General features: G+C 35.8%; 26 protein-coding genes and 1 other RNA gene. 12 read left to right on the forward strand and 15 right to left on the reverse strand.

The window, feature by feature from the left end; translation table 11 throughout:
- Window positions 1-234: 234 nt before the first annotated feature.
- Window positions 235-1,209 carry a ribonucleotide-diphosphate reductase subunit beta gene (locus C8J95_RS15205; RefSeq protein WP_107809598.1) on the forward strand — a complete coding sequence of 325 codons (975 nt, stop codon included), beginning with the start codon at window positions 235-237 and terminating at the stop codon, window positions 1,207-1,209.
- A 61-nt stretch (window positions 1,210-1,270) separates the two neighbouring features.
- Here C8J95_RS15205 and C8J95_RS15210 read toward each other — a convergent pair whose 3' ends face one another.
- Genes C8J95_RS15210 through C8J95_RS15230 form a run of 5 tightly spaced genes read right to left on the reverse strand, consistent with a single transcriptional unit; the run spans window position 1,271 to window position 5,032 of the window.
- Entirely contained in the window at window positions 1,271-2,002 is a 732-nt protein-coding gene (locus C8J95_RS15210) for an SIMPL domain-containing protein (protein ID WP_107809599.1), read from the reverse strand.
- A 20-nt stretch (window positions 2,003-2,022) separates the two neighbouring features.
- A complete protein-coding gene (locus C8J95_RS15215) occupies window positions 2,023-2,808 on the reverse strand; it encodes a hypothetical protein (protein ID WP_107809600.1) in 786 nt (261 codons plus the stop codon).
- 1 nt (window position 2,809) lies between these two features.
- Window positions 2,810-3,535 carry a hypothetical protein gene (locus C8J95_RS15220; RefSeq protein ID WP_107809601.1) on the reverse strand — a complete coding sequence of 242 codons (726 nt, stop codon included), beginning with the start codon at window positions 3,533-3,535 and terminating at the stop codon, window positions 2,810-2,812.
- Window positions 3,532-4,305, reverse strand: coding sequence for a hypothetical protein (locus C8J95_RS15225; RefSeq protein ID WP_107809602.1), 774 nt, complete (start codon window positions 4,303-4,305; stop codon window positions 3,532-3,534). The genes C8J95_RS15220 and C8J95_RS15225 overlap by 4 nt, the downstream gene beginning before the upstream one ends.
- The gene (locus C8J95_RS15230) at window positions 4,292-5,032 is read right to left on the reverse strand and encodes a carboxypeptidase regulatory-like domain-containing protein (protein WP_255412833.1); all 741 of its coding nucleotides are present in this window, start codon (window positions 5,030-5,032) and stop codon (window positions 4,292-4,294) included. The genes C8J95_RS15225 and C8J95_RS15230 overlap by 14 nt, the downstream gene beginning before the upstream one ends.
- Window positions 5,033-5,281: 249 nt before the next feature.
- Between C8J95_RS15230 and ssrA the strand changes: the two genes are divergently transcribed.
- Window positions 5,282-5,681: a transfer-messenger RNA gene (gene ssrA, locus C8J95_RS15235) on the forward strand.
- An 87-nt stretch (window positions 5,682-5,768) separates the two neighbouring features.
- Here the strand turns inward: ssrA and C8J95_RS15240 are convergent.
- The 6 genes from C8J95_RS15240 to C8J95_RS15265 form a co-directional block, all read right to left on the reverse strand.
- Entirely contained in the window at window positions 5,769-6,335 is a 567-nt protein-coding gene (locus C8J95_RS15240; protein ID WP_185124624.1) for a DUF3575 domain-containing protein, read from the reverse strand.
- A 161-nt stretch (window positions 6,336-6,496) separates the two neighbouring features.
- Window positions 6,497-7,453 carry a hypothetical protein gene (locus tag C8J95_RS15245; RefSeq protein ID WP_107809604.1) on the reverse strand — a complete coding sequence of 319 codons (957 nt, stop codon included), beginning with the start codon at window positions 7,451-7,453 and terminating at the stop codon, window positions 6,497-6,499.
- A 15-nt stretch (window positions 7,454-7,468) separates the two neighbouring features.
- The gene (locus C8J95_RS15250; protein ID WP_107809605.1) at window positions 7,469-8,554 is read right to left on the reverse strand and encodes a cytochrome-c peroxidase; all 1,086 of its coding nucleotides are present in this window, start codon (window positions 8,552-8,554) and stop codon (window positions 7,469-7,471) included.
- Entirely contained in the window at window positions 8,538-9,365 is an 828-nt protein-coding gene (locus C8J95_RS15255) for an MbnP family protein (protein ID WP_107809606.1), read from the reverse strand. Before C8J95_RS15255 ends, C8J95_RS15250 begins: the two co-directional genes overlap by 17 nt.
- A gap of 129 nt (window positions 9,366-9,494) precedes the next feature.
- Window positions 9,495-9,854, reverse strand: a complete 360-nt coding sequence (locus C8J95_RS15260; RefSeq protein WP_107809607.1) for a hypothetical protein — start codon at window positions 9,852-9,854, stop codon at window positions 9,495-9,497.
- 192 nt (window positions 9,855-10,046) lie between these two features.
- Window positions 10,047-10,415: a hypothetical protein gene (locus C8J95_RS15265; RefSeq protein WP_255412834.1), complete on the reverse strand. Its 369-nt coding sequence runs from the start codon at window positions 10,413-10,415 to the stop codon at window positions 10,047-10,049.
- 312 nt (window positions 10,416-10,727) lie between these two features.
- Between C8J95_RS15265 and C8J95_RS18800 the strand changes: the two genes are divergently transcribed.
- The 10 genes from C8J95_RS18800 to C8J95_RS15310 all read left to right on the forward strand — a co-directional run bounded on the left by C8J95_RS18800 (window position 10,728) and on the right by C8J95_RS15310 (window position 22,203).
- On the forward strand, window positions 10,728-10,904 hold the full coding sequence (locus C8J95_RS18800; protein ID WP_185124625.1) for a hypothetical protein: 177 nt from the start codon (window positions 10,728-10,730) through the stop codon (window positions 10,902-10,904).
- A 136-nt stretch (window positions 10,905-11,040) separates the two neighbouring features.
- Window positions 11,041-12,795 carry a hypothetical protein gene (locus C8J95_RS15270; RefSeq protein WP_107809608.1) on the forward strand — a complete coding sequence of 585 codons (1,755 nt, stop codon included), beginning with the start codon at window positions 11,041-11,043 and terminating at the stop codon, window positions 12,793-12,795.
- A 169-nt stretch (window positions 12,796-12,964) separates the two neighbouring features.
- Complete coding sequence (locus C8J95_RS15275) at window positions 12,965-17,002, forward strand: hypothetical protein (RefSeq protein ID WP_107809609.1); 4,038 nt, start codon at window positions 12,965-12,967, stop codon at window positions 17,000-17,002.
- 69 nt (window positions 17,003-17,071) lie between these two features.
- Window positions 17,072-19,330: a zincin-like metallopeptidase toxin domain-containing protein gene (locus C8J95_RS15280; RefSeq protein WP_107809610.1), complete on the forward strand. Its 2,259-nt coding sequence runs from the start codon at window positions 17,072-17,074 to the stop codon at window positions 19,328-19,330.
- 1 nt (window position 19,331) lies between these two features.
- Window positions 19,332-19,664, forward strand: a complete 333-nt coding sequence (locus C8J95_RS15285; protein WP_107809611.1) for a hypothetical protein — start codon at window positions 19,332-19,334, stop codon at window positions 19,662-19,664.
- A gap of 44 nt (window positions 19,665-19,708) precedes the next feature.
- Entirely contained in the window at window positions 19,709-20,029 is a 321-nt protein-coding gene (locus C8J95_RS15290; RefSeq protein WP_107809612.1) for a toxin-antitoxin system YwqK family antitoxin, read from the forward strand.
- Between the two features lie 154 nt (window positions 20,030-20,183).
- Window positions 20,184-20,702, forward strand: coding sequence for an endonuclease V (locus tag C8J95_RS15295; protein ID WP_107809613.1), 519 nt, complete (start codon window positions 20,184-20,186; stop codon window positions 20,700-20,702).
- A 2-nt stretch (window positions 20,703-20,704) separates the two neighbouring features.
- The gene (locus C8J95_RS15300; protein WP_107809614.1) at window positions 20,705-20,905 is read left to right on the forward strand and encodes a hypothetical protein; all 201 of its coding nucleotides are present in this window, start codon (window positions 20,705-20,707) and stop codon (window positions 20,903-20,905) included.
- A gap of 19 nt (window positions 20,906-20,924) precedes the next feature.
- On the forward strand, window positions 20,925-21,419 hold the full coding sequence (locus C8J95_RS15305) for a hypothetical protein (RefSeq protein WP_107809615.1): 495 nt from the start codon (window positions 20,925-20,927) through the stop codon (window positions 21,417-21,419).
- Between the two features lie 199 nt (window positions 21,420-21,618).
- Complete coding sequence (locus C8J95_RS15310; protein ID WP_107809616.1) at window positions 21,619-22,203, forward strand: hypothetical protein; 585 nt, start codon at window positions 21,619-21,621, stop codon at window positions 22,201-22,203.
- Window positions 22,204-22,243: 40 nt separating this feature from the next.
- Here the strand turns inward: C8J95_RS15310 and C8J95_RS15315 are convergent, their stop codons facing one another.
- From C8J95_RS15315 to bshA, 4 genes are all read right to left on the reverse strand, one after another.
- On the reverse strand, window positions 22,244-22,465 hold the full coding sequence (locus tag C8J95_RS15315) for a PspC family transcriptional regulator (RefSeq protein ID WP_021347045.1): 222 nt from the start codon (window positions 22,463-22,465) through the stop codon (window positions 22,244-22,246).
- Window positions 22,443-23,711, reverse strand: a complete 1,269-nt coding sequence (locus C8J95_RS15320) for a DUF2851 family protein (RefSeq protein WP_107809617.1) — start codon at window positions 23,709-23,711, stop codon at window positions 22,443-22,445. Before C8J95_RS15320 ends, C8J95_RS15315 begins: the two co-directional genes overlap by 23 nt.
- Window positions 23,712-23,804: 93 nt before the next feature.
- Window positions 23,805-24,734, reverse strand: coding sequence for an MBL fold metallo-hydrolase (locus tag C8J95_RS15325; protein ID WP_107809618.1), 930 nt, complete (start codon window positions 24,732-24,734; stop codon window positions 23,805-23,807).
- Window positions 24,735-24,749: 15 nt separating this feature from the next.
- Complete coding sequence (gene bshA, locus C8J95_RS15330; RefSeq protein WP_107809619.1) at window positions 24,750-25,880, reverse strand: N-acetyl-alpha-D-glucosaminyl L-malate synthase BshA; 1,131 nt, start codon at window positions 25,878-25,880, stop codon at window positions 24,750-24,752.
- Window positions 25,881-25,891 lie beyond the last annotated feature (11 nt).

Here is a 25,891-nt window from a genome sequence, read left to right on the forward strand (position 1 = left end):
AGGCTTTCCCAATAAAAAATGTATTAAAGTTGGGTTCGTTATATATCCTCGATGTTTGTGGATAACTTCATAAATAGGGCTGTGAAAAGTTCCTTTTTGCGGAGGTTGTTTTTTTCGAATTTTGTAAAACACATTCAGAACAGAATAATGATTGTTGTAATAATAATCCAAAGTACAGGTGTATTCTGATCCGATTACCAAAACATAATTTATTCATTTTAAAAATATATTTACATGGGAATTTTTGATAAAAAAGTAAGTTATAAACCTTTTGATTATCCTGAAGTACTTCAGTTTATTGAAGCCATCAATAAATCCTACTGGGTGCATTCCGAAGTCGATTTTACGGCCGATATTCAAGACTTCCATTCTCAGCTAGAGACACATGAGAAAAATGCAGTGAAAAATGCACTTTTAGCAATTGCCCAGATAGAGGTTTCGGTTAAAACTTTTTGGGGAAATCTTTACAATCACCTTCCGAAGCCTGAACTAAACGGCCTTGGAGCAACTTTTGCAGAATGTGAATTTAGACATTCCGAAGCTTATTCCCGATTATTAGAAGTGCTAGGGTATAATGATAATTTTTTGGATCTGGTAAAAGTACCGGTAATAAAAAAACGGATTGATTTTTTGTCAGGTGTTCTGAAACATGCTAATTCTACAACGCCGAAGGAATATGTTTCTTCACTCCTTCTGTTTAGTATTCTGATTGAGAATGTATCACTATTCTCACAGTTTGCTATTATTTTATCTTTTACAAGGTTTAGAGGACATCTGAAAAATGTTTCCAATATTATTGCATGGACATCTGTGGATGAACAGGTACATGCAAACGCAGGAATATTCCTGATTAATAAAATACGGGAGGAGCAGCCAGATCTGTTAACAGATTCGGATATTGAAGATATTTATAAATTGGTAGATGATTCGGTAATGTTGGAAAGTGAAATTCTTGACTGGATTTTTGAGCAGGGAGAATTAACTGCATTCTCAAAGAATGATTTACTGAACTTTATGAAGTACAGAGTAGATGACAGCCTGAAAAAGATTAATATGGCAACCCGATATAATATTACTTCTGAAGAATACAAACCAATGATCTGGTTTGAAGAAGAAGTTTTCGCCAATGCTATGGATGATTTCTTTGCAAAAAGACCCGTTGACTATACCAAACACGATAAGAGTATTACCGCTGTTGATTTATTCTGATTTAATTAAATGAATGATATAACAAAGAGATCCGAATTTTATGTTCGGATCTCTTTGTTATTTAATCTACCTGATATTCTAATTTTATGGTAATGCTGGCTTCTTTTTCTTTGGAAGATGTATTGAATGCTCCGCCCCATGAATAGTCTTCTCCGGAATTAGGTGCAGTAATCTGTATAACCCCCATGCTGGCTTTTTTCAGACTGCCGAGGCTGGAACCTGCATTTTCTGCAATTTTCTTGGCCCGCTCTCTGGCATCTTTGGTTGCATCGGCAATCATTTGTTGCTTTACATCGGCAAGCTTGGTATAAAAATACATCGGTTGGGAAGAAGTAAGTTCTATCCCTTTATTAATAATTTCGGTAACTGTTCTGGACAGGTTTTCTATTTTACCAACCTCTTTAGATTCTATAGAAACAGACTGGGTAAGGTTATAGCCTGCAAATTCTCCTTGTCGGTAACTGCCGTTAGCATCTGTAACCTGCGCATATTGTTTCTGAATGTCTACAGCAGAAAATACAATTTCTTCTGACTTCACGCCTTTTGATTTCAGGTAATCCAGAATCATTTGACGGTCTGCTGCCAGATTATTATATGCTTCCTGTAGCTGATAGCCACTTTTGGAAAAAGAAGCACTCCATGTGATAAGATCGGAAGTAAATTTCTTTGCTCCTAACCCGGTTACAGATATGGTGTTTTGAGATTTATTTCTGTTCTTAATTGCATTTCCCAGAAATGCTGCGGCAATAATAAGACCTAATGCTGCAATGCCTACGGTGATGTAACTTTTCATTGGTTTGGTGTTATATCTGTCTAATTTACAGATTTTTGTTGTAATCCTTTTAAAAAAAATGCAGCATTCTCGCTCATGGCATTACGGATAATATTGTAATTGTTTTCTTTAAGCTCTTTTTCCAGATTGTTCTTTTTCAGTACGAAAACAATAAAGCCAGTTACCTTATCTTTAGGAATACCAAGACTTTCAAAAAACTGAGTACCTATGGTGCTGTAAATAGTTCCGACATTATTTATCATACGCATTGCTGGATCATTCTTCACTTTTCTAGGTTTGTTTCTTTTTCCAAAAATGTCAATGACTATGCTGGCTCCGCTAAGGGGAATTTGATTGTTAAAAGTAGAAGGGATGCGCAGGGTGGGCATAATTTCGTTAGGGTCAGGAGCCATATTGAGGGCCATTGTCAGCTTTTTTTTGAGATCTTCTAACTCTTTATCCCTGTATAATTTTCCTAAATCAGTTTCCAAATGTCCTGTTGGTTTGTACCCAATTTTTACTTCTTCTATGGTTTGAATGCGAGGTAGTAAGCTGATCATGAATTTTCCTTTGAAGTCATCAGCTATTAGTATTTTGCTTTGTCTTTCAAATCTGTTTGCAAGCACCCTTATTTCATCTCCCTCTTTAGCATTGATACTAAAGACACCATAGTCATCAGCAAGCAGGTTTTGATTGGTTCTCATATTAATAATAAATGCATTGGGAATTGCATTTCCGTTTTCATCCATAACTTTACCTATCAGAAGACTTTGTGAATGGATGCTCCATGGAATAGCAATAAGAATAAAAAATAGAATTGACCTCATATTATGGATTGGATTTTGGTTTTCTGAATTCTTCTGTAAAAGGCAAAGCTGCCAGTTCCAGCTGTTCTTTGGAAGGCTTTCCGCTGATGATTTTTTTGCCTATAAGATATTGTATAAACTCTGTACGCTTTTCCAAAGGAATTCCACTTTGTTCCCAGAAGTCATCCCCTGGCAGCATTGCCAGTTTCGTAAGGTATTCCTGCTGGTCTTCATATTTATATAAGGCTTTCATTCTCCGGGCATCTCCGGAAACAAGTTTGTAAATCTTATTAAGATCTATGGCAACAGCAATTGGGATTATAGGAATTTTCACAGAATTTTTTAGAGTAGGAACTTCTTCTCTCGGCTTTTCAGGTGGTCCGGGAACGCCAATTTTATTCTTCATATTCTCTATCTGTGATTTAGAGAAAATATTTACCCCGGCGATTTCCCGTACAGAGAGATTCATTTTTATTTTTTGCTCCTGTTTCAGAGTAGATTCAGATACAATTATTTCTCTACGATTGTATTGATTTGTTAGTATTCTTAATTCATCTCCTATAGAAGCTTCAATCCTGAACCCACCTTCTGCATCTGTATAAACTGCTTTTTTGTTCTGCATATTGAAAATCTGAACACCCGGCAAGGGAAAATCTTCTTCATTCAGTATTTTTCCTGAAACAAAGGTTTGTGCTGTAATACAACTATAACTGATAAAAAAGAGTATAAAAAGTAGTTTTTGCTTCACGGGCCTTTCTGATCAAGAAGTTTTATGAAATCGGGAGCATAGCGCGAAAGTGCAAATTCTACAGCTGCAATATTCCTTGCTTTAATAGAAGTAAGCAGGTTTTCTTTTCCCATAACGAACTGGACAAATTCTTTTTGTCTGTCTTTAGGTATTTTATTCTCTTCAAAATAATCGTTACCCAGACTTTCTGTTACCCATGTAAGATTTTCTTCAGCATCTTCATAACGATAGAGAGACCGCATACGGCGGGCATCTCCGGACAAATTTTTGTAGAGATTGTTGAGGTTAAGGTTACTCAGAGCATATCTTAAAGATCCCACCTGTTTTGCTGTTGGTGGGGGTACTTCTCTTGGCTTTTTAGGTGGGGGAGGAAGGCCTATGTTGTTCTGCATTATTGCAACACGCTCCTTCATAGATATTTTATCGAGCTGTACTCCGGCAATTTCTTTTACAAACGGAGCCAGTTGTATGGTTTGTTTATTCTTGAAACTTTCCTCAGTCAGTATCATATTTGTGCGAACAAAATGTGTGGAAACAAGTCGTACCTCATCCCCCGGGCGGGCATCTATATTAAAATCCCCGTCGGAATTAGAAACAACAGAAATTCCGGTTCTCATATTATATACCTGTATTCCGCCCTGATTCTGCCCTTCATCATTTATGGTTTTGCCAGAAAAGTTCATCTGGCTTTTTCCCCAGACGAATAAGAAAACAGATAGAAACAACAATAACTTTTTCATTTGTTTTTCAATAGTTTTATTTTGTTTCATTTGTTTTTTTAATTGCCTTTATAAAATCATCCTTTTTTTTCTCCATCTGTACTTTTATATTTGTTAGATCCTGGTCGGTATATATTCCGTACTTTAATAATTTTGAAATATCAAATCCTACCAGCGAATAAGTAATAAACCTGTCGACTCTGGACTGCGGAATTTGCATGGAGGTAAAATAATCTTCTCCCAGACTTTCTCTTATCCAATTCATCAGGTGGTATTTATCTGTTCTGTCCCGTATACTACCAACCGGAAAGCCTCCTTTTACTATTCCTGTATAGTCAAATGATTCAGGTATTTTTGCTACAGGTTTTGTTATCATCTTATTTTCGCCCAAAGCTATGGATTCTTTTATGTGTTCATCCATCCTTTCTTTTTTCTTATTTCGGGGCAGCCTGTTTATATCTTTCAAAAAATCTCCTGTAGGCCTAAATCCTAATTCTACTTTCTCTATTTCCCGTACTACAGAAGTAAGTTTTATTGTTAAGTTTTTGCCAAAATCCTCATATGAAATGACTATGAAAGCTCTTTCAAAATGAACAGAAGTAAACCTCAACTCATCTCCGGGGCCGGCAATAATACTAAAATTGCCCTGTTCTCCCGATATTATTTCATTTCCTGTGGTTATATTATAAACCCGGATTCCTGAAAGGCTCTTTCCTGTTTCATCATAAATATACCCGTTAATGCGCTGCTGAGCGTATACAATATTAAAAAACGACAAAAAAATAAAGATAAAGAATAAAGTTAGCCTCACCCGCAATAAGTTTTATCCAAAACTATTCTAAAAAAGGAATTCTAAAAGTATTTTAACCCGAATTAACAGAGTTTGACAGAAATTAAGAAAGCTAGAATAATAACAAGAAAAGAATGTAGGAAATCTAACCCGCAAAATTTAGAGTAACAAAAACAGTATAATGTGGACAAACTCTGTACTATGGAGTATTTTTCTTATCTTTGCAATCCTTATCACGGGGCTGACTGGTTTCGACAGCAGGACCAATGGGTAAGTAAGCATGCAGAGAACCGTAGCGCGATCTCTTTAATCCCTTGCTACAGAATTTTAACTGGCAACGAAGAGTTCGCTCTTGCAGCTTAATAATCGAAGTTTAGTAGATTCAAGCGTTTCCCGAAGATAGTAAGGAAGCAAGATGTCTCGCCATCGTCTCGTTCTGCGACGTTGGATTCCGGGATATAGTAATGCGGAAATAAGGTACAGGAAGCTTCGGCTTGTACACGAAAATTTCAGAAGATAAGGCAAAAGTTGTGCGTTTTCTCACTGCTTTTTCCCGACAATTAATAGAAAACTAAGCATGTAGAAGGCTTATGTATTGCCTGTTTGGACGAGGGTTCGAATCCCTCCAGCTCCACTAAAAAAGAGAATCTGATGATTCTCTTTTTTGTTTTTGTATCCAAACTCTTCAAATACAATTTTCTTAATTCCTATCTCCGAGCAAATCTTAAAATTTATAAGCCACCATTACCCCGCCACGATAAGGTATCCATTCGCCACTTTTATTCCAGTTGTCGGCATCATCATATCGTTCATGTGGAGATTTGGAACCATCCCAGCCATGATAGAAGCCTTGTGAATTTCCACCACCTAAGTACAAATCGAGATTCCAGTGATCATTTATTTTAAACTGATATCCGACACTGGCACCGAGCATAACATTGAATCCTTTCTGATATAAACTAGAGTTCCAGTAATTCCACTTTTGCATATCATAAACAGCCATACCCATATTAGCACCAACATACCATTTTTCCATAGCTTTCGAAAAATAATAACGCGTTTCCAAATGCCCCATATAGATTTGTAAATGCCTTCCGGCAAAAGATTTCCATGGAGAGAAGAACAAATCTGCCTGTCCTGTCCAATGCTGACTGAAAGCATGCTCATAGCCTATATTGATCATCCCAATGGGAGCAAAAAGTGCATTTCCTTTGATCTGATTTTTATATTCCTGGGCGTATACTGTATTGCTTATGATTGCCAGTATAAAAATGCTAAGTATTTTTTTCAATTCTAAATTTTGATGCAAAGGAGTGAAATTCTGACCTTTCTGGCAATGGTACAGGCTATTTCTAATGCAATTCTAATATGGTGTTTTATAAAAGAAAAGACTCAGGTTCCTGGCCTGAGTCTTAATATTAAAATATAATCTGATTTTCTTTTACCAAAGTTTTATAAGCCAAAATTCACAAAAATGCTGAAACGTGATTTCGCCTCAATATCTCCACCAGCAAGGTGGGTATAAGCAGGTAACATGAATTCAGAACCCAGGCTCCACTTCTGATAAGAAATTTCAAAGCCCAGTTTACCATATAATGCACTCCCGGCGGTATTGGGCATATTCTCGCCAAATTGCTTGTTTCGGTCGTAAACCTCGCCTTGTAATCCTAGTTTACCAGAGAAAATACTGCTTTCATTACGCCATAATCTGTAAAATCCGGTTACTGCATAATTCCATTGATTACCAAACTGATAATGTTTTTTGTTTTCAGTTTTAATCGTATAGTCAGTGTTTATAAGTAAAGCAAACAGATTTTTCTGATATTTGTAACTAAGAGCCATCTGATAATCCCAACTGCCGGTACCTAACTGGAAGCTAGGATTAACTCCGGTAAGTCCTTTTTCGTCAAACCTACCCAGAGGAATTTTTATTCCTATTCCGCCGTTCAGCTGGTGATAAGAGTCTTTTGACGCTAGTATCTGATATATTCCCACTACATTAGCATCACCTATCCCGTTGATTCTGATATCGCCCTGCATTGTTTTTTTATTGTGAAAATGATAAGGGATACTTCCGTATATACTTAACTTTTTTGTTACAGGTATTTTTCCCCATAGCTGGATTGTATTAAAATACTGATCCTGTGTAAACTTATCTGTAAACAGGTTTTCTTTTGCAAGATAATGCTGGGAAAAATATTTTATACCAACAAACTGGGGGTTCAGGAGAGATTCGAACCCGGAAGAACCATTTCCGGCAGCGCATCCGCAAGCGTCGCAGTCGTCATCCATTAGGACAAAATGTTCGTATCGGAGATTGGAAGCTAAAGCAATGCTGTCCTTACCGGATTCAGCATAGATATTGGTGATACTAATCAATCCGATGAATATCAAAATTATTTTTTTCATTTTTAAGATTTCATTTTATTCCGAAAACTTCGGATTTGTTATAAAGTTTTTATCACTTAAAGTCTTTAGAAATGCAATGATATATTGCTTTTCAATACTTGTCATGGGAATTCCGATGTGTCCGTTTTGCTTCAGAAGCGGATCCAGATTGGGTTGATCTTCTACATTATCTGAGTAAAAGTTAAGTACAGCTTCCAATGAATAAAACCTACCGTCGTGCATATAAGGTGCTGTGTACTCTATATTCCTGAGGCTGGGCACCCGAAACTTCATATAATCGGCTATATTAAGTGTTACCCTGTATCTTCCTTTATCATCGAACTGGGCATTATAATACATTCCTGTATTTCTGTAGCTTTCATCGGTAAATAATTCTCCCGAATGACAGGACGAGCATTTTTGCTGAAATAGTGACAAACCTTTTGATTCTTCCTGACTAAAAGGGACCTGCCCCTTTTTATACTGATCATATTTTGAATCTGCAGAGACCATAGTTACCATAAATTGGGACAAAGCTTTCAGTATTCTTTCACCTGTAATATTATCATCTCCAAATGCTGCTCTGAACATTTTTTTGTAATTAGAATCTGCATTTAGCTTCCCCAATACTTCAGGCATAGAACTGTCCATCTCGAAATCCGTTGTTATAGGAACTAATGATCTTTCATCCAAATTATGACTTACACCATCCCATGTATAATTTTTGAGAAAAGCCATATTCTGAATGGGAGGTGCATTTCTTATTCCAAGTCTGTCATCAATACCATGGCTAACGGTATGTCCATGATGGGTAAAGGCATATTCCTGAATATGACAAAATCCACAGGAGATTGTATTATTTCGGGACAATTTCCCTTCATAGAAAAGCTTTTTACCCAGAGCAACTCCATTTACGGTAACCGGATTTCCAAGAATATCAAATGTCATCTTGGGAAAACCATCAGGAACACTCAGTTGATAAGCTTCATCTTTATTCACGGAGAATCCTTCGTACTCATTTTTACAAGATATGAATGTTAATAAAACAAGAGACAGAATAATTCGGAGAGGGGTAAAGAACCCTCTTCCGAATTGTCGTATAAGATTAATCGTTATGAACATGATCTACCCTGAACATTTTGGTTAGATTATTAGTTACATTTACCAGATGCTGGTTAGATCCCATTGCCATACTATTGTCTTTACTTAGGGTCAGGGCAGTTTGGCCACTCAGGTACTGATTAAGATCTGCCAGGATATGAATAGATGGCTTAATACTTTTAGTAACTCTTGCCGTCATAGGTAGGTCCAGTGTAATCTCCCTGTATAGATCTGGCGTATTGTTTTCGGATACATTTCCCATATTTCCACAATGATTCATAAATCTGGTGTCAGCAGTTGTCGATCCGTAGTTTCCTTCCAGTTTCGAGAAAATATAGCCGGCAGCCCATGACCATGCCATCCCTGCAGTTTTTGCTTTCTGCCAGAAAATTCCCTGTCCGTTCTGACCAAGGAGATACGCGGACTGATTAATGCCTAGCCCGAATCTGATTTTTTTATAATTATTTCGGGGAATATCCGCGAGTTCAATATAGAGGATTCCAGCTTTGGCCTCGGACTGATCTACGATAAAAGCTCCTTTGTCCGGATTGTTGTAATTGTATTTAAATTCTTTTCCGTTTTCATCAATCAATACAATATTACTTACGATATATTTTAAAGTGTTGAAATTATGCTTCTGTCCGCTGGATGAAGTCTGGACTGTTTGACCCAGTACAATATTGCCAAGATTATTAAAGCCGTTTTCAAATTTTATCTGAAGTTTTCCAGGTGTGGTATCTTCAACCTCTGCATTGTCGCTATTTCTGCAGGAAAATAAGGTGAATAGGGTTAGACCAATAAATAGTAGTGATAAAAGTTTATAAATTTTCATTTGTTTCCGATTTTAAAGTTTTCATTTAATGCTACATAAAGCGATAGGGTATATGCTCCGGTCTTATGTCCGGAACATGTTATCAGAAGAATTTTTGATGAAATTCCTCTTAATATTTAAAAGCAAACATTAAAAAACGGGAGGTCTGAAAATGTGTTTTAGAAAGAGGTAATGATAATTCTCTTTGTAAATGTTTTTATTCTGTATAAGAGGCGTATTACTTCCGGTCTGGATTTTCGAAATTTCAACAGGAAGACAGAGGTCTGTTATTTTCTGACTCTGGCTTTTTGTTTTTGAGGAGTCTTCCTGTGTATTTTTTGCCAGTTCTTTTTCCAGGTAACATTTTCCATTACAATGCAGTTCCGGATTGTTTTTGTTAATGCAAAGCACCTCTGATATATAACTATAGTTCACAACATAATCCAGCACCGGCATTAATGGCTTAAAGACGAGATAAAAAACAAAAAATATGTTGAGAATAAATTTCATCTATTCTATAATATGATTTCCTGTTCTGGCCAGGCAGAACAGACTTTTAGGAGATTTGAATAATAAATTCTAAGATTGTATATAACTATTCAACTGTTAATGGAATTTCTGAGGTTTCCATATCTATTGTATTATAAATACAAAGCGAGGTTTGCTTTCTTCTGAAGAGAAAGAATAAAAATACAGGTGAAATCAGGCTAAAGGAGGATGAAAGACATCCGAGCCTGCTAAGAACTGATAAAATGAGCTGTAGAATGAGTTCAGTTTATCTTTTTCTGCGAAATATTCTGTGGAAAAGTCAAATTTAAATATCTGATCTGCTACAAAAGCATCTGTAAAATCGGAACTAATCTTTAGATTGTTTTGTTTTGGTGTGTTTTCTGAAGTTTTTGCCAGTTCTTTTGCCAGATAGCATTTCCCATTACAAAGCAGTTGTGGCTTGTCTTTGTTTTCACAAAGTTTTTCAGAAATATACTCATAGTTTACTGCATAATCTATTAATGGCAATACAGGACGTATTGTAAGCACTAATATTATAAATGCAGGTAATATGAATTTCAATGAAATTATTTTGCTGCAAAAATAAGTAAATAACACTTATCAATACACAAACTGTGAAATGTCATATTTTTTAGAAAAGCTGGAGCTTACCCTTGTAGCAGGTGTTTGTATAAAAAAACAAAAATTATTTTCGGATAAATTTTAATGCGTCAAGTTTTGACGCCATGCCCATTTACATTTGCCTCACAATCATAAGACAAAAACACAAAACATAAAATTTAAAAAATAATTCAATTAAAATATAACACGACAAGTTTTGACGCCACGGGCGCTGATCTTTGTCAGAGAATAGAAAACCACCGATTACAAATTATGAAACCAGAACTATTAACTACAAAAGAGGAGCTGTCTCAGAATATTTCTCAGATACTCAGCGAGCAGGAAAAAGCCGAACTGGATTTCGAATTTTACCTGAACGAATTAGAAGAGTTCTTTATGAACGACTTCGAAGAAACAGAAATCCCAGAGGATGATCCTCCAATATATTAAAGTAAGTATAACCCCTAAAAACACAAATTATGAAAGACCCGCCAATTATGATGTACAATCCGGAAAATCCAGTACAAAAAGACAAAATCACGAAAATACAAAAGAACATTAACAATCCAATTAAAAAATTACAATTATGACATCAAAAACAGAATTAAAAAGTTATTTCGAAAATGGGGATATCCCTAACCAAGAACAGTTTTGGACATGGATGGACAGCTACTGGCATAAAGAAGAAGCTATAGATCTAAATGCAGTGCAGTATACCAATTCACAGCCTACAGTATATAAAGTAGGTGGAGTTCCAGCCGGAGCTACTTTCGATAAAATGCCAATAAAAGAAGTATTGGACTATATTTTCTATGGTAAAGTAGACTTATCCAGTACCGAGATTAAATTCAAAATCAAGACGACTCAGGCTAATGAAAGAGTACCGGTTGCTATGCTAAGAACAGCTGCAGAGGTTGCACAGGCCAAAGTAAATTATGGCGACGGAAAAGAAGAAATGGTAGTAGTGCCAACTTATAATGGTTCAGAGTCCTGGACAGATGGTGATGGAAATACCCATTACATTGATGTTGGAAATACATTTTACCATGTATTTGAAACCGCAGGCGATTATGAAATTACCATTAATGCGGAAGCTAATGTAAGCTATGCAAGATTCTGTGAGGGACTTACAAAGAACTCACAGGGTTATTTTGAACCTACTACAAACAATTATGTTGTAGAGCTTTCCAAATTCAAATCAAATTCTTTAACCAATCTGGATTATACTTTTGCAGGTCTAACGGTTGCGATACCATCGGCTGATTTTAAATTGGAAACACCAGAGGTAACCACAATGAACTCAACTTTCTACGGTTTTGGAGAAGGTAAAGAATTTGAAGCCTTTCCTGCAGATATGCTTGCCCAGATTACTAAGCCTACGATACTAAACGGAACTTTCTTCAGAGCAGGGCTTAAAAAGATCTTGCCAGGATTCCTTGATAGTTTTGCAGATCTGGAATCCGTTTGGGAATGTTTTAAAAATTCTAAACTGGGAAAAGGTTATTACAATGATCTGAATGCAGGAGCATACCCGGACATGGCTATTAATGCTACCAATGACTTCATTCCGGTTTCATTGTTTTGGAAGAACCCTAAGCTAAAGAATATTTCCCATTGTTTTAATTATATAGGTGAAGGCTGGTTCGGAAATCTTTCCAGTGGCTACCTTGCCTATCATGTGATCAGAAGAGAGTTATTCTGGAATGGAAAATCTGTAGGGAATACAGCGGGTACTATTGAAAATGCTTTCTATGCTTTTGCGAAGAACAACAGAATCCTTTGCGAACCTAATTTATTGAAACATACTCCGAATATGAAACATATTGGCGGAATATTCACACAGACCAACCAGACACAGCATACCGTGGGATGGGCAACGATGATTCCTGTAGCGGCAAGCGAAACAGCGATTTATCAATTTGCAGAAAATGCAGGAGAATATACCGCTACCGCGGTAGCAGGAAAAGGATTGACATTCGATCTGAGAGTAATGTTCCCGGAAGCTTCTTATCCGAGTATACTGACCCTAAACGGAGCTTTTACAGTAGCAGCAACAGGTGGCAATTATGGATTTAACCATAGCATCGACTATACCCCGAACGGTGTAGCAGCAAAACTGGATTTAGGCCTGAGCGCGGCAGATTTTCTGAGTAAATTCCCGAATTCTAAAGCCGGAAGTGTAGATACCTATACCCAATCGATGTTAGGACAGTCCGGAGGCTCGGAAATAGATAAATCCGATGGCAGAAATGGTGTGTTCTATATGCTGGATCAAGATGCCAGAATTACAGACAAAGCTACAGTTCCATCATTAGTTTTCAATAACGCGATTCCATACTAGTGAATCAATAAGTCAATGAGTCAACAGGCGAATTATCTATTACTTATTCCACATTGCTCATTACTTATCAAATAGAACTAATCAATAAAATTTTAAAGATCCCTTAAACATTGATCTGAAAAAGGTCGACAGGGAAAACTATGTCTAAAAATCAATAAATATTAATATTATGAACAACAATCAATCATCACAAACATTATTCAGATTTGTGAGCCAGAGAAATGCACAACTTATAGAATCAGAAGAGAAGATTACATTTATTAATTATCCAAAAACTATAAAGAGTGTCTTTGATCAGGCAATTATTCAATGGGCTAACCAGAAGTCTCTGGGTGTTACGAAGCTCGATGCTTTGACAGCTAAAGCAAAAGAATTAAAGCAAACACAACAAATTCAATTATTTACAAAAGCCGATGAGGTTGCAGTTGCAGCAGGTAGCTTTTATAAAGCCGGAAAGCAATTGGCTGTTGAAAGTAAAATCTCGTCAGAATTAGAAGCCGAGCTGAAAGCTTACTTTAGTATAAACGCTAATGGAGAAACAGAATTGATATCAACGGCTCCGCTTAATTTAGTCAATATCTGGGACAATTTTATTTATCAGGTTGTGACTCAGGAAAGTTTCTATGTTAAAGAAGCTTTGTCACAGGTACTTAAAGCCTATAATTATATTAAAAATATTATTCATGAGGGAGTCAATAAAGAAGAGGTATTAAAGCAGGCTCTAGATGCAAAAGTCGTACTACCACCAGTACTTTTCCTGGATGAATATCCTGTGGAGCAGGATCATGCATTTCAGGTTAATGTTAGTAATATAGGAGAAAGCTATATCTCTGCAAAAAATACGGTTAAAGCTGTTCGTGTTTCATCAGAGAATATAGAACTTGTTAATGCCGATACAGCTCGAAAAGCAAATGCTTTAGCAGCTAATTATTACAAAGAGAATCTAAGAAGCCTTAAAAAAGATCTGGAGAAAGCGAAAAAAAGTTATGATGCAGGTTATCATAAAGCGTATAAAACTGCTTTAAAAGAACACCAGGCGGCTTTGCAGAACTCTGACCGTTTATTACAAGCTTCGGCGCCCGAAAATTTCAGTTTTGAGTATGGGGTATCACCAACAGATACATCTTTCCTTTCTACTAAGCTATCCGAGAGCTCCCTACAGGCATTGGTAATGCTTATGGATAATGACGACTCTGTGGAAATATCTGCGATGGGTTTAAGGGAGTCTGATACTATCAATTCAGACTTAGGACTGGTATCAGAAGAGTATGAGAATTTGGACGGAATTATAGCTGTTGTAGATGAGCAAATCCACAGTTATAATAAGCAAATTAACGATAATACAGTAGTTATACGAGAAGAATACACCAGCATTGGAGGAGTATTGGTTCCGGTTGCTGGTAATTTGGTTGCAAGTACTGGAGATACAAAAAGCTTTACGGCGACAACCGTGGCCAAAAATAATACAGAGTGGTCAGTTTTATTAGAGTTTAGCGATAAAACATTATCCGTTATAAGTGCTAATTATCAGGCTTCTGTGGGAATTGCTCCTGTATCGGATTCTTCGGCTGTATTTGTACAGGATGGAATTTATAAACTATTTGGTAATAATGCTATTCCTGTCAATAATTCGGGAAGTAATGGATTTACTATTCAGGGTGAAGTAGTATTGTCAGATAATAAGGTATATCAGCTTAATTTTACGATGATAATTAGTTCATACGGAGATAAAGATTATATAACAAATGCTTTCCCTTATACTGGTAGTGGAGGTCTATACATTATTGAAGAAACTCCGGAACAAAAAGTATATGAAGGAGAGGTTTGCGCATCTAATCATCCATCGGGACAAAATATCGTAGCAGTCAGTGCTTATTTAAAAATACCATCTACGACACTTGTTAATCTTGGTGAATATAGATTGATGAATGGAGGTGAGGTTGTGAAGTCAGGTCATGTTCAGGATTGGTATGTAACAGTCAATAATGTAATACAGCTGCATGATTTATTTGACAATACACTTACTCTACATGAATTGCAACAATCAACCAAATTTGTTTTTGATGCCTCTATTAGCGGAAAATTTCAGCAATTGGTTTTAGAAAATTTTAATACCCTGAAATGTGCTACAGGTATATTTAAAGATGCTCAGAAATCAAATGAAGATTCTGATGGACAAGTCTTTATTCCAAAAGGGTTTGGAATCAGAAGACTGGGAATTGCTGATTATTTAAAAGTAGAGCAAAGTACACATGCTTATGTAGAAGGAGAAGTGGCGAATATCGAAAATATTATGGCTCGGGAATATCGTGATAAATCTACCAGAAGGTTACGCAGAAGTGAAAATACAACAACGACTTCTAAAGAAACCGAACAGGAAAAGCTAACGGATACAACTACAGCGACCCGTTTTGAAATGCAAACGGAAATTGCCAGAATGTTACAGGAATCCAATGATTCTTCAGTAAGTACATCTTCCGGATTTTCAAAATGGGGGGCGAATTTTAATATCGCATCGGCCTATGCCAATCACCGTTCCAAAGAAGAGAGTACCCGACAGGCAACTACCCAGGCGCAGGATATTACACAACGGGCAATGGACAGGGTCGTAAGCAAGGTACGTGAAGAGCGTATTGAAAAAATTGTTGAAGAGTTTGAAGAAAACAATTCTCATGGTTTTGATAACCGTAAAGGGGACAAACATGTGGTAGGGGTTTACAGATGGGTAGATAAACTGATGAAAAATCAGATTTTTAACTACGGGAAACGGATGATGTTTGAATTTATGGTGCCACAACCATCTAATATTCATAATCTTGCTTCATCCTCTATCAAAACAGCAAGAGTGATCTCAAAACCTATAGATCCGAGAACCTATGAAGCCGATTTGGGTAAAAAGTTGGACAGCTACGAGAAAATCAATGCGACAACTATAAGTTTCTGGGGCTCTATGTATAGCGTAGACCTGATGAATTTATCGGAAGAAATCAGTATAGGTAAAGCCTTCTCTTTTGAAGTCATTGGAGACTCCAATGAAGATGCTGAATGGGATGAAATAAAATCTGAGAATGTCATGCTGCCAATACCGGAAGGCTTTGAGGCTTATATGGCAAAAGTATATGCTTTCGGTCCAATGTATAAAGGAGAACAGGTAGTGGGTATCCACACTATTGTAGGGAATTATAAGTTTGATACCTCCTCTAATTCTCAATATCAGAATATTGGAAGCTTTGTAGATGCCGTTCCTGTTTCTTACTCACAAATGGGCTATCATACAGGGAGTATTAATATCGATGTGAAATGTCGAATTACCAATTTGGGGAAAATAAAAGCTTACAATGCAATTATCGGAGCCTATGAAGAAGCTATGGTTGCCTATAATCAGGCAATTGCTGAAGAAGAAGCCAGAGCTATAAATATTAAAGAAACGAATGCCAATTTCTACCGTCAGATTGAACAGGATGTATTGAAGCATAACTGCATAGCTTATATGGTAGATCCAAACTTATTGGGAACCAAACTCTTTGATGTGAACGAAAAAAGTTTAGAGACCTATGAAGTGATCAAGAAGAAAATACTGGACGATTATGCTGCTTTGGTTAAGTTCATGGAACAAGCTTTTGAGTGGGATATTATGTCATATAATTTCTACCCATACTTCTGGGGAAATAAGGCCGATTGGAAAACCCTTTATCAGTCCGAAAGTATAGATCCGTTATTCCGTTCTTTCTTACAGAGTGGTATGGCAAGAGTAGTAGCAACAGTACGTCCTGGCTTTGAAGATGCTGTACAGTTCTATATGTCTACTGGTAAGATATGGAGTGGCGGTGAAGTTCCTGTAATTGGAGATCCTTTATATCTGTCTATTGTAAATGAGATGCGTGAGCCAATGGGCGAGAAATATGGAAAAGCGTGGATTACCCGTATACCTACTTCACTTACCATTCTTCAGGCGGAAAGCATAGGACTGAAAGTAGAACATGCTCTGCCGTTTACACAGGAAGACTCTAAAGATTTTGAAGATCCTAAGGCATTGATTACAGAAAGTAATTTCGAAAAGAATGATGCCACCATGCAGGCTCCGGACAGTAAAATGGTCGGGAATATGGAAATCAATAATGATTATATCCAGCTGACTACAAAAGATGACCCTAAACAAGTTGTTGCACAGTTGTCTCTGGATAATCTGAAAGAAGCTCTTCAATAAGCTTTGTAATAATAATCAGATAGGGCGGTGTACTGCCGCCCTCTTTATTAATTTTTAAAATGTAAGAACATGATTTACAAAGAATATTTAGATGATTTTGATGAGAACAGTAAAGAAATATTAATGGCTTCTGCCAGGAGTATTATTCCTATTCAAAAATTACAGCAAAGGAATTATGGAAATCTTCGCGATGTTATGGTTGACAAGGTGAGACTTGGGGAAACGATCCGCGGCATGCAAAACGTAAGCCCGTTGGCAGAAATGAAGTTTTTCAATCAAACCGCAGACCAGATTTTCAGTAAGTATTTTCCAGATGGGAATGATGAAAGGAAAGGGAATACCAATATAATAGAAGATATTAGCATTACCATAAAAAATGGATACAAATTCAACTCGTATAACTATTACTTTGACAATAATCATAACGGAATCTATGGTGATCAGGGAGATACGATGGCTTTTCGTTTGCTGCTTTTCGTCTCGGATGATGGTAATAAAGTGAAAGAATGCTACGAAGTGGTAAAGCCTGCCGATGATGAAGTGATCCTGTTTTTGGAAAGTGATAAGGATACCTTTAGCCGGGATGCCCTCTATGGAAGAATGTCGGATAAGATCCGGAAACAGTTTACCGATAAAAACGGAAACCTGAAAAGTAACCTGTTTGACAATGAGATTATGAAGAGCGTACGAATGCATGCCGACATCAACCAGGAGGTTATAACGGAACTGATGAAAAACGGGTATATTGAGGATGAAATCATTACCAAAGGTTTTTTCATATTTCTGAGATATGTAATGATGGGCGTTTCAGCACCTGCAAAAGCATTGGGTTGGGTATCGAACAAAATAGGCGATGGGATAGATTTCTTAAAAATACCGGATAAGTTCTGGGATACAGAAAGTGAAGGTTATTATTTCCAGAAAGATACGCTAATTGAGAATCTCAGCATTCCTACAGATAAGCTCAATACACTCAAGAATCTGTTTACAGACAAAAAAGGCTTTAACCTTACCGACATAACGCCACAATTGGTGGATGATATTATCCTTAAACAAATAGCGACAATAGAAGCATTCATTGGGAACTATAACAGCTATGTGAAGGCTAAGATAGAAGGTATTTTTAAAGACATAGAAAATCCACATACCCAGCAGCAAACCGAGGACCTGGCAGAAAGAATTGCACTTGTCTGTGGCCTCTGGAACGGATTGGTAGATTTTGTGTCCTCAATTTTTAAATTCCTGGGCAGTTTACTGGAGGCACCTTTCGATATCAGTAAAGATTTCCAGTACACATTGGAGCTGGTTGATAACTTTTTAGCATTACTAAACGATGAAAAGTTATGGGAGAATGTAGATAATGCAGCCTCCGAAGCTGTGAAGAACATAATGGCCAATCTTAAAGAAAAAAATTCAGAAGATGTCAACTGGGTAAGGGTTTATTATATTGCAGGATTTACCATATCCTTTATAGGCACCTTCTTTATTCCGATAGCCGATGTTGCGAAATTTTCTGAAGTAGGAAATGTGGGCGACATTTTAGCAAAATTAAATAAAGAAGTGAGCGAGGCTATTTTTCAAACAACTAACTTTGTTAAAAACAAAACTGCTGAAGGTTACCAAAAAGCTGGCAAGGTATTACAGGAACTGCTGGAAATGTTTGCCAAGGGTGGCAAGAAACTACAGGATTTTGTAGAGAAGCTTTGGAAAGAGATTGCAGAATGGCTTTTGAAGAATAAAGAATTAGTTGAAGGATGGGCGAGTAAAATAAAACAATATTTGTCCAAAGAGGGAAAAACAGAAGAGTTTTTCAGAAAGATTGAAAAGAAATTTAATCTTGCAGGGCAGGAAATATTATCTGCTAATGATATTAAAACATTAAGAAGATTATTAAAAGAAACGTTTGGTGTAGCTTTAGAATTTGTAGATCAAAACCCTGCTTTGAAAGCAAAGCTAAAAGATTGGACAGCAAGGAGGGTTGCCGGTTCCTTTAATATGCTAGAAGGCAAAATGTATCTGCGAAAAAGTGTAACAGCTTATACTGTACAGCACGAAATGTTCCACATGAAGTTATGGTACAAAATGACAAAGGAATTTTCGGAGTTACAACCGCTTTTTCAAAAGACTTTGGGTAGAGAAAATGTTTTGTTTCATGAAGAATATGTATTAGCGGAGTTTATGAAAAACCCAAATAAATGGAGTGAAGCTGATTTATTAAATGATTTGGAAAACATAAATAGCTTAAGAAGAGAAAATAATCTTCCAACAGTTGAATTGGAATATTTTAAAAAATGGAATTTACAACAAGAATTATTAAAATTTAAATAAAATGGATAAAACAAAAAAAATAATAGAAATTTCAAAAAAAATATTGAAAGATTTTAATAGAGAATATGAAGAAGATTCATTTACTATTTTTAAGCCTGAAGAAATAAAAAATAGAAAATTTAGCAGGACTTATCCCTATGATGTTTGGGAAATATTAATCCGTGTTCCTCAAGAACAGTTCGGTGGTACAGGAGTATTTTCGATATACTTTAAAGATGAAACAATGGAGCCTTTTAAATTTCATGACGGTGGAGCTCCAGGAAGGGTTCCTGATTTAGAAATCCTAAAAAAGAATGGAAAATATGTTATTGGGGATGAATGGAAAAATGAATAAATAATAGAAGCAGTCAGAAATGGCTGCTTTTTAGAGTTTTAATTATGAAAACATTAAGAGTGAAAGAAGAAGATTTAGAGTTTATTGATATAGATGGAGGGGGAATACCTATCTATCATTATCAAGGGAAACTATTTACAGGAATAATTGTTGATTATTTTTTTGGAACCAATATTATTGCTGGAGAGACAGAATATATAAATGGATATCAAGAAGGTGTAGATAGAGTTTATTATGAAAATGGAAAAATAGAATATGAATGTTTCAAAAAAGATAATAAACTTCACGGAATATATAGGGATTGGGATAAAGAAGGTAATCTTATCTCAACAACAGAGTGGAAAGATGGAGTAAAAATCAAATAATTATTAAGCAGTCAGAAATGGCTGCTTTTTTCTTTTATTTTTGTCATACTCCAAAACTCAACATCTTTCTTACGAAGAGAATAAAAATATTGCCGGAACGTCTGGAAATGCTTACACGAAATGATAAAAAAAAACTAAAGAAGCGGAGATAACTATGAATTTATTAAAAGAAAAAATATTAGCTATAGATGTTCATTATAAAGAGAACTATGCTAAAACTGTTGGTGTATTATTTCATTGGGATAGTGAATCCCCAATAGACATAAAATCGGTTAATATACCTGAAGTTGAAGAATATATTCCAGGACAGTTCTACAAAAGGGAATTGCCTTGTATTTTAAAATTATTAGAACAGATAGACGTAAAAACGTTAGATATAATAATAGTTGATGGCCATGTATATATAAATAATGAGCGGGAATTTGGTTTGGGCGGACATTTATATGAATCACTAAGAGAGACAATTCCTATAATAGGTGTTGCAAAAAAATCATTTTACAATACAGAAGAAGTTACGCTACCCTTATATAGAGGAGAAAGTAAGAATCCCTTATTCATATCTTCTATTGGAATTAATACAGCTATTGCAATGAAAAAAGTAGAACAAATGAAAGGAAAATATAGAATACCAGATATTTTGAAAATCTTGGATACAAAAACGAAAGAGAACTAAATATGTTGGCACCAATTATAATACTTTCAATAGGAGTTCTTTTATTTTATTTAAGATTTAACAATAAATTTCCATATAAAGACCTTTATGATAAAAATGATGAAGACTATATATATGATCTTGCCAGGTATATAATTCCTGGCTGGGCATTGATCATAATAATGATTTTGGGCGGTGTTTATGGAATTATTGTCAATCTATAACATACTCACAATATCAAAAATGAAAAAAATATTAGCAGCAATATTCATTAGTTTATTTTTTATTTCTTATTCTTCTCAGAGCATAATAACCAGTAAGGATTTTGAATTGAAGGATATCTATATTGCGGATTCTATCTCAAAAAGAGAGATATCGTATAATAGTAAAACAATGATTTTTAAAGAAACTAATACCTATTATAAAAGTGAGCAAAATTCACAAAGACCATCCATAAAGTTTTTATTAAAATTATCCCAGGCAGATTTAGAGAAAATTGATGAACAGTATAAGTTATATAAACCTCTACTACCTTGTGAATTTAAGATTTATAATAATTATATTAATGAATCATCTATAAAATTTTTAAATGATTCTAAAGACAATTTAACTAAAGAAAAGTGTACTAACAATTCTAAAGTAAAAGATTTTCGAAAGTTACAGCGTTTTATTTTTGATATAATTCAGTCAAAGCGGGAATATAAAAAAGCTTATTATTGGCAGTTTATTGAAGCATAAATTTTTCTTGGTTTATTGTTAGCAAAGCGTAATCCGTACCTTTTCAAATCTGAAAAATTATTATTTTAGTTCTGTGAGAAACGATTCGGGGTTGGATAGTATTTTGGGAATTGAAGTTGTTTATATTGAATAAGATGAAGCTGCGGATTACAAATCCGCGACATCGAGGTGGTGGTAAAGGAAAATGACAAAATAGAAAATGAAAAAGTTCTTATTAATATTTTTAGCCAGTATTATTTTATTCTTGGTTTTTGGCTTTGTTGTATTTGATGGTTACAAATCATCTATTTTAGTGAAGTTAAAACAGCAAGATAGCCAGATTGAAAAAATATGGAATTCATTGTACCAGAAAAGTTCATCTCGTATTTTGGCAATAGAAAACCTCGCAAATAATTCAAATTGTGATAAAGTTATCATTGATAGTACTATTGACAAAAATAAAGCTAATAGGAGCCTAAAGCAAGTAGATGAATTATGGAATTTGGAATACGAAGTCAATAAGGCTTATTTAAATTTAGAGAAATGTATTGAAGAACAACCTGATAATAAACTTAAGATAACCCCATTAAAGCTAAATGCAGAAGAATTAAATAAAATTGTTGACGAGTACAATTCTAATGTTTTAGATTTTAATAAATATTATTCAACTTTTCCAAATTTTATGTTTGGTAGCAAAGAAGGAATTAAAAGGAAAAAGTTTTTTTATCTGAGATACGGAGAAAATAATGATGATTATTATAATCAAAAAAAGAAAACAGATAAATGGATTGAAACAGGAGAATGAAAGTCGATAGCACGGATTACAAATCCGTGCTTTTTATTATCTACAAATCAAAAACACTAGGTCTTCGGGTAATAAACATATCTTTTATCCATAAGGTAAATGCAAGGCCTAAATAGATAAGGAAGAATACTCCTGCAGTAGCAAAAGTAGAGTAGATAAAGAATACGCGGAGTTTAGACACAGGAATTCCCAGTTTGGCTCCCATACGGGTTAATACTCCAAACCATTGTCTCTCCATTTTATGTCTTATGTTGCTCAGCATTTTTCAGAATTTGAAATCCGATAGCGCAATTTAAGCATTTTTTTGCTTTACAGAAAGTTTTGTACTGATAGAGAAATGCCTGGGTTTGCAGGCTGTTCTGAAATTTTACCCCCAAATTTTCCCATTGCTTTATAATCTGGTTCTTTTCCGGAGGAATATTTCGGTATGAATCAATAATATGGTTGACTTTAGATTCCGAGTTTAGCTGTTGAAAAAAATATTGAAGAGGCAGAATACAATTGATAAACATCAGGTTGATAAATTCAGGGCTTAGTTTCTTTACAAAACTAATCTGGGCCTTTTTTCCAAAACTAAAATGATCCGTCCAGTATTCAGATGCGGAAAGGGAAGACAGTAGATTCCGGATATTCTGATAATCGGGAGTCTGAATCAGTATTGAAAATAGATTCTGCCGTTCCGCATATAGGTTGGCCAGTTGCGAAAGCCTTATTGTGGGAAAATTTGCTGGCCGCAGACGTGAAAACTTTGGAGAAAAACGAACATCTAATAATGTAAACTTAGATTGTAAAAATCTGAATTCACGATTCCATAATTCCATCGTGCTATCTACAGGTTCCTCCAGCCAGCCACACATTCCATAGAATAAAGCCTCCAGTTGGGTTTTGTTCTGTCGGATTTTGTTAATGACACCGAAATCTATAGCATAAGCCATCTGATGAAAGATGCCGGCATTTATCTTTAGTCCGAAAACGTAAGCCAATTGCTGAAAAAGCAAAGCCTCAAAATTATTTTTATTTTGCTCCAGTATTCTGTTGTAGATAATAGTTTTGGCTTCCAGTTTTTGTAAGAGGACTTCTTCCTCGTATTGTACCGGGATTTTTGAAGGTGTAAAAAGATGCTCGCAGGGAATAAAGCTTTTCTCCGAGTAATTATTGAATGAGGATTCGTCAATGTAATCTTTTAAGATAAGCGTTGGTACATTTTTATCCAGAAGCTCACCAATATCCATGTCATCTGTATAAACGACATGAAGGATAATATTTTGGTAGGCAATATCTCCGGAATGCCGGTGGAAATGCCAGTCTGAAGACCTTACATGAATCTCTATGCTGCCTGCGAGGATTGTAGTACCTATCTTAATTTTTGCGAATAGAAAATCCGGACCGGCATTCATATTCCATTCGCCAAAATCTAAAATCTCAATACTCTCCCCATCAGATGTATGGAAATTGGTATTACTGAATTTTTTGTAATACCAAACATGTTGTAAATATTTTTCATTCATTTTCGGTGTTTTATGAAAATGAATATACGTAAAATAAAATAATTAAGTTTAATTTAATAAATGGGAGTTTCAGGTGAGTTGCATATCTTCTTTTCAATATTGCTGGCCTTCTTCAGCAATATTAAAGCCCTTCGCCCTTATTTTCCCCTGAATGGTTTTATCCCATAATACTCTGTTGGAATGATTAAAGTGGATAAAATGAATTTTCTTTTTTACCGCTGCAGGTTCCTTTTGGAATAAATCCTCTGTTTCTGTTACAAGTGGGTGTGGAACTTCAGAGATGGGTCTGTTGCCCATTTCATTTTGATCGTAGAAAGTGGCATCCAGGAATGCATAATCAACATTCTTTACTTCCTCAATAATGCTTTTATTCCACTTACTCCATTTATCGATATCCGGAATAAAGAGGAAACGTTTTTTAGGTGTTAGCATCCTGAAACCGGCTGTTTCAGAATATTCATCCCGATGAGGTACTGTAAAAGCCTTTACAGTAACAGAATTGCCTATGTTTACTTCCTGCTCAGCAGTTAAAGGAATAATTTCTATATTTTTCAGACTCACAAGCTGACTCCATGGTCCATTATTTTCCAGAAAGCTTTTTAGTTTGGGCAATACATATACCTTAACTTGTTTGGTATTCATAACCTCTTTCCCAAATTCCATTAATCCGGTATAGTGGCCGATATGTGCATGTGTAATAAATACACCTTCCGGCAAATAAGGATATTCTTGTTTATGTCTTTGTGAGAAGTCGTGTAATTGTTGTCTGATATCCGGTGTCGCATCAAAGAGCCACCATTTTTTCTGGACAGGATCTACCAAAGCCAGAGAAGACACATTCTTTCTTAATTCCGGATGCTCCCATGCCAGGTTGCATCCTTCTTTGTTACATCCCATATGCGGAAAGCCTCCGTCCTGTGCAACGCCCAATACTTCTACATAAGCATCCGGGGTTTGTGTATAATACAATTGTGACCAGAGACCTACAGCCAGCAGGCAAAGAGCAGAAAGAATATGCTTCATTGTACTTTGTATTTTTTAAGTTACTTTTATTAATGCTTCTTTGTAAAGCTCTTCATATAGCGGAAGAATGTTAGCAATATCAAATTTTAGCGCATTCTCCTTGGCACTAATTTTCATTTTTGCCAGAAGGGTTTCATCAGAAAATAGTTTTTTGGTGTATTCCACCATAGCATCTACATCGCCAACATCCGCAATAAATCCGGTTACTCCGTGTTTGTTTACTTCTGGTATTCCCCCTGCATTACTACTGATTACCGGAGTTCCGGCTGCCATTGCTTCCAGAGCGGCAAGGCCGAAGCTTTCCTGCTGAGACGGAAGCATAAATACATCTGCATAAGCCAGAATCTGGTAAAGATCATTTACTTTACCCATTAGTCTGATTTTGGAAATCAATTCCGGATTGTTTTCCAGGAAAGTATTGATACGCTCCATTTCCGGACCTTCTCCGATAATAATAAGACGTGTCGGGATTTCCTCCTGTACTCTTTTAAAAGTTTCCAGAACATCCTGAATACGCTTAACCTCACGAAGGTTAGAAACGTGAATCATAATACGCTCATTGTCCTCTGCAAACTGAGATCTGCAACAGTTATTGAATGTTGTAAAAATCTCGTTGTCTATAAAGTTAGGAATTACCTGAATCTCCTTCTTAATATCGAAGTTAATGTAAGTGTCCTTCATCAGACTTTCTGATACAGAGGTTACAACATCAGATTTATTAATGGAAAATTCTACCGCTTTCTTATAACTTGGATGCTGACCTACTAATGTAATATCGGTTCCGTGCAGTGTTGTGATAAGCGGAGTTTCTATACCATCATCTTTCAGCATTTGCTTGGCCATATAAGCTGCATATGCATAGGGGATGGCATAATGGGCATGAATAAGATCCAGTTTGTATATTTTCACCACATGATAAATAGTAGAAGAGAGTGCAATATCATAAGGTTGATATTTGAACAAAGGATAGATTTCTACATTTACTTTATGGAAATATATATTAGGTTTGGTCATGTCCAGTCGCGCCGGCATACTGGAGCTCATGAAGTGTACCTCATAACCTTTGTCGGCCAATAGCATGCCGAGCTCTGTTGCAACAATCCCGCTTCCTCCGTAAGTGGGATAGCAAAGAATACCTATTTTCATTTTTTATTCTC

The sequence above is a fragment of the Elizabethkingia sp. YR214 genome (assembly GCF_003058195.1).
Classification (GTDB): Bacteria; Bacteroidota; Bacteroidia; order Flavobacteriales; family Weeksellaceae; genus Elizabethkingia.

Bases quoted from the DNA above. Each gene is read 5' to 3' on its own strand.
- C8J95_RS15205 (WP_107809598.1), top strand. From the start codon at position 235: ATGGGAATTTTTGATAAAAAAGTAAGTTATAAACCTTTTGATTATCCT.
- C8J95_RS15210 (WP_107809599.1), bottom strand. From the start codon at position 2,002: ATGAAAAGTTACATCACCGTAGGCATTGCAGCATTAGGTCTTATTATT.
- C8J95_RS15215 (WP_107809600.1), bottom strand. From the start codon at position 2,808: ATGAGGTCAATTCTATTTTTTATTCTTATTGCTATTCCATGGAGCATC.
- C8J95_RS15225 (WP_107809602.1), bottom strand. From the start codon at position 4,305: ATGAAACAAAATAAAACTATTGAAAAACAAATGAAAAAGTTATTGTTG.
- C8J95_RS15245 (WP_107809604.1), bottom strand. From the start codon at position 7,453: ATGAAAAAAATAATTTTGATATTCATCGGATTGATTAGTATCACCAAT.
- C8J95_RS15250 (WP_107809605.1), bottom strand. From the start codon at position 8,554: ATGTTCATAACGATTAATCTTATACGACAATTCGGAAGAGGGTTCTTT.
- C8J95_RS15255 (WP_107809606.1), bottom strand. From the start codon at position 9,365: ATGAAAATTTATAAACTTTTATCACTACTATTTATTGGTCTAACCCTA.
- C8J95_RS15260 (WP_107809607.1), bottom strand. From the start codon at position 9,854: ATGAAATTTATTCTCAACATATTTTTTGTTTTTTATCTCGTCTTTAAG.
- C8J95_RS18800 (WP_185124625.1), top strand. From the start codon at position 10,728: ATGAAACCAGAACTATTAACTACAAAAGAGGAGCTGTCTCAGAATATT.
- C8J95_RS15270 (WP_107809608.1), top strand. From the start codon at position 11,041: ATGACATCAAAAACAGAATTAAAAAGTTATTTCGAAAATGGGGATATC.
- C8J95_RS15275 (WP_107809609.1), top strand. From the start codon at position 12,965: ATGAACAACAATCAATCATCACAAACATTATTCAGATTTGTGAGCCAG.
- C8J95_RS15280 (WP_107809610.1), top strand. From the start codon at position 17,072: ATGATTTACAAAGAATATTTAGATGATTTTGATGAGAACAGTAAAGAA.
- C8J95_RS15285 (WP_107809611.1), top strand. From the start codon at position 19,332: ATGGATAAAACAAAAAAAATAATAGAAATTTCAAAAAAAATATTGAAA.
- C8J95_RS15290 (WP_107809612.1), top strand. From the start codon at position 19,709: ATGAAAACATTAAGAGTGAAAGAAGAAGATTTAGAGTTTATTGATATA.
- C8J95_RS15295 (WP_107809613.1), top strand. From the start codon at position 20,184: ATGAATTTATTAAAAGAAAAAATATTAGCTATAGATGTTCATTATAAA.
- C8J95_RS15300 (WP_107809614.1), top strand. From the start codon at position 20,705: ATGTTGGCACCAATTATAATACTTTCAATAGGAGTTCTTTTATTTTAT.
- C8J95_RS15305 (WP_107809615.1), top strand. From the start codon at position 20,925: ATGAAAAAAATATTAGCAGCAATATTCATTAGTTTATTTTTTATTTCT.
- C8J95_RS15310 (WP_107809616.1), top strand. From the start codon at position 21,619: ATGAAAAAGTTCTTATTAATATTTTTAGCCAGTATTATTTTATTCTTG.
- C8J95_RS15315 (WP_021347045.1), bottom strand. From the start codon at position 22,465: ATGCTGAGCAACATAAGACATAAAATGGAGAGACAATGGTTTGGAGTA.
- C8J95_RS15320 (WP_107809617.1), bottom strand. From the start codon at position 23,711: ATGAATGAAAAATATTTACAACATGTTTGGTATTACAAAAAATTCAGT.
- C8J95_RS15325 (WP_107809618.1), bottom strand. From the start codon at position 24,734: ATGAAGCATATTCTTTCTGCTCTTTGCCTGCTGGCTGTAGGTCTCTGG.
- bshA (WP_107809619.1), bottom strand. From the start codon at position 25,880: ATGAAAATAGGTATTCTTTGCTATCCCACTTACGGAGGAAGCGGGATT.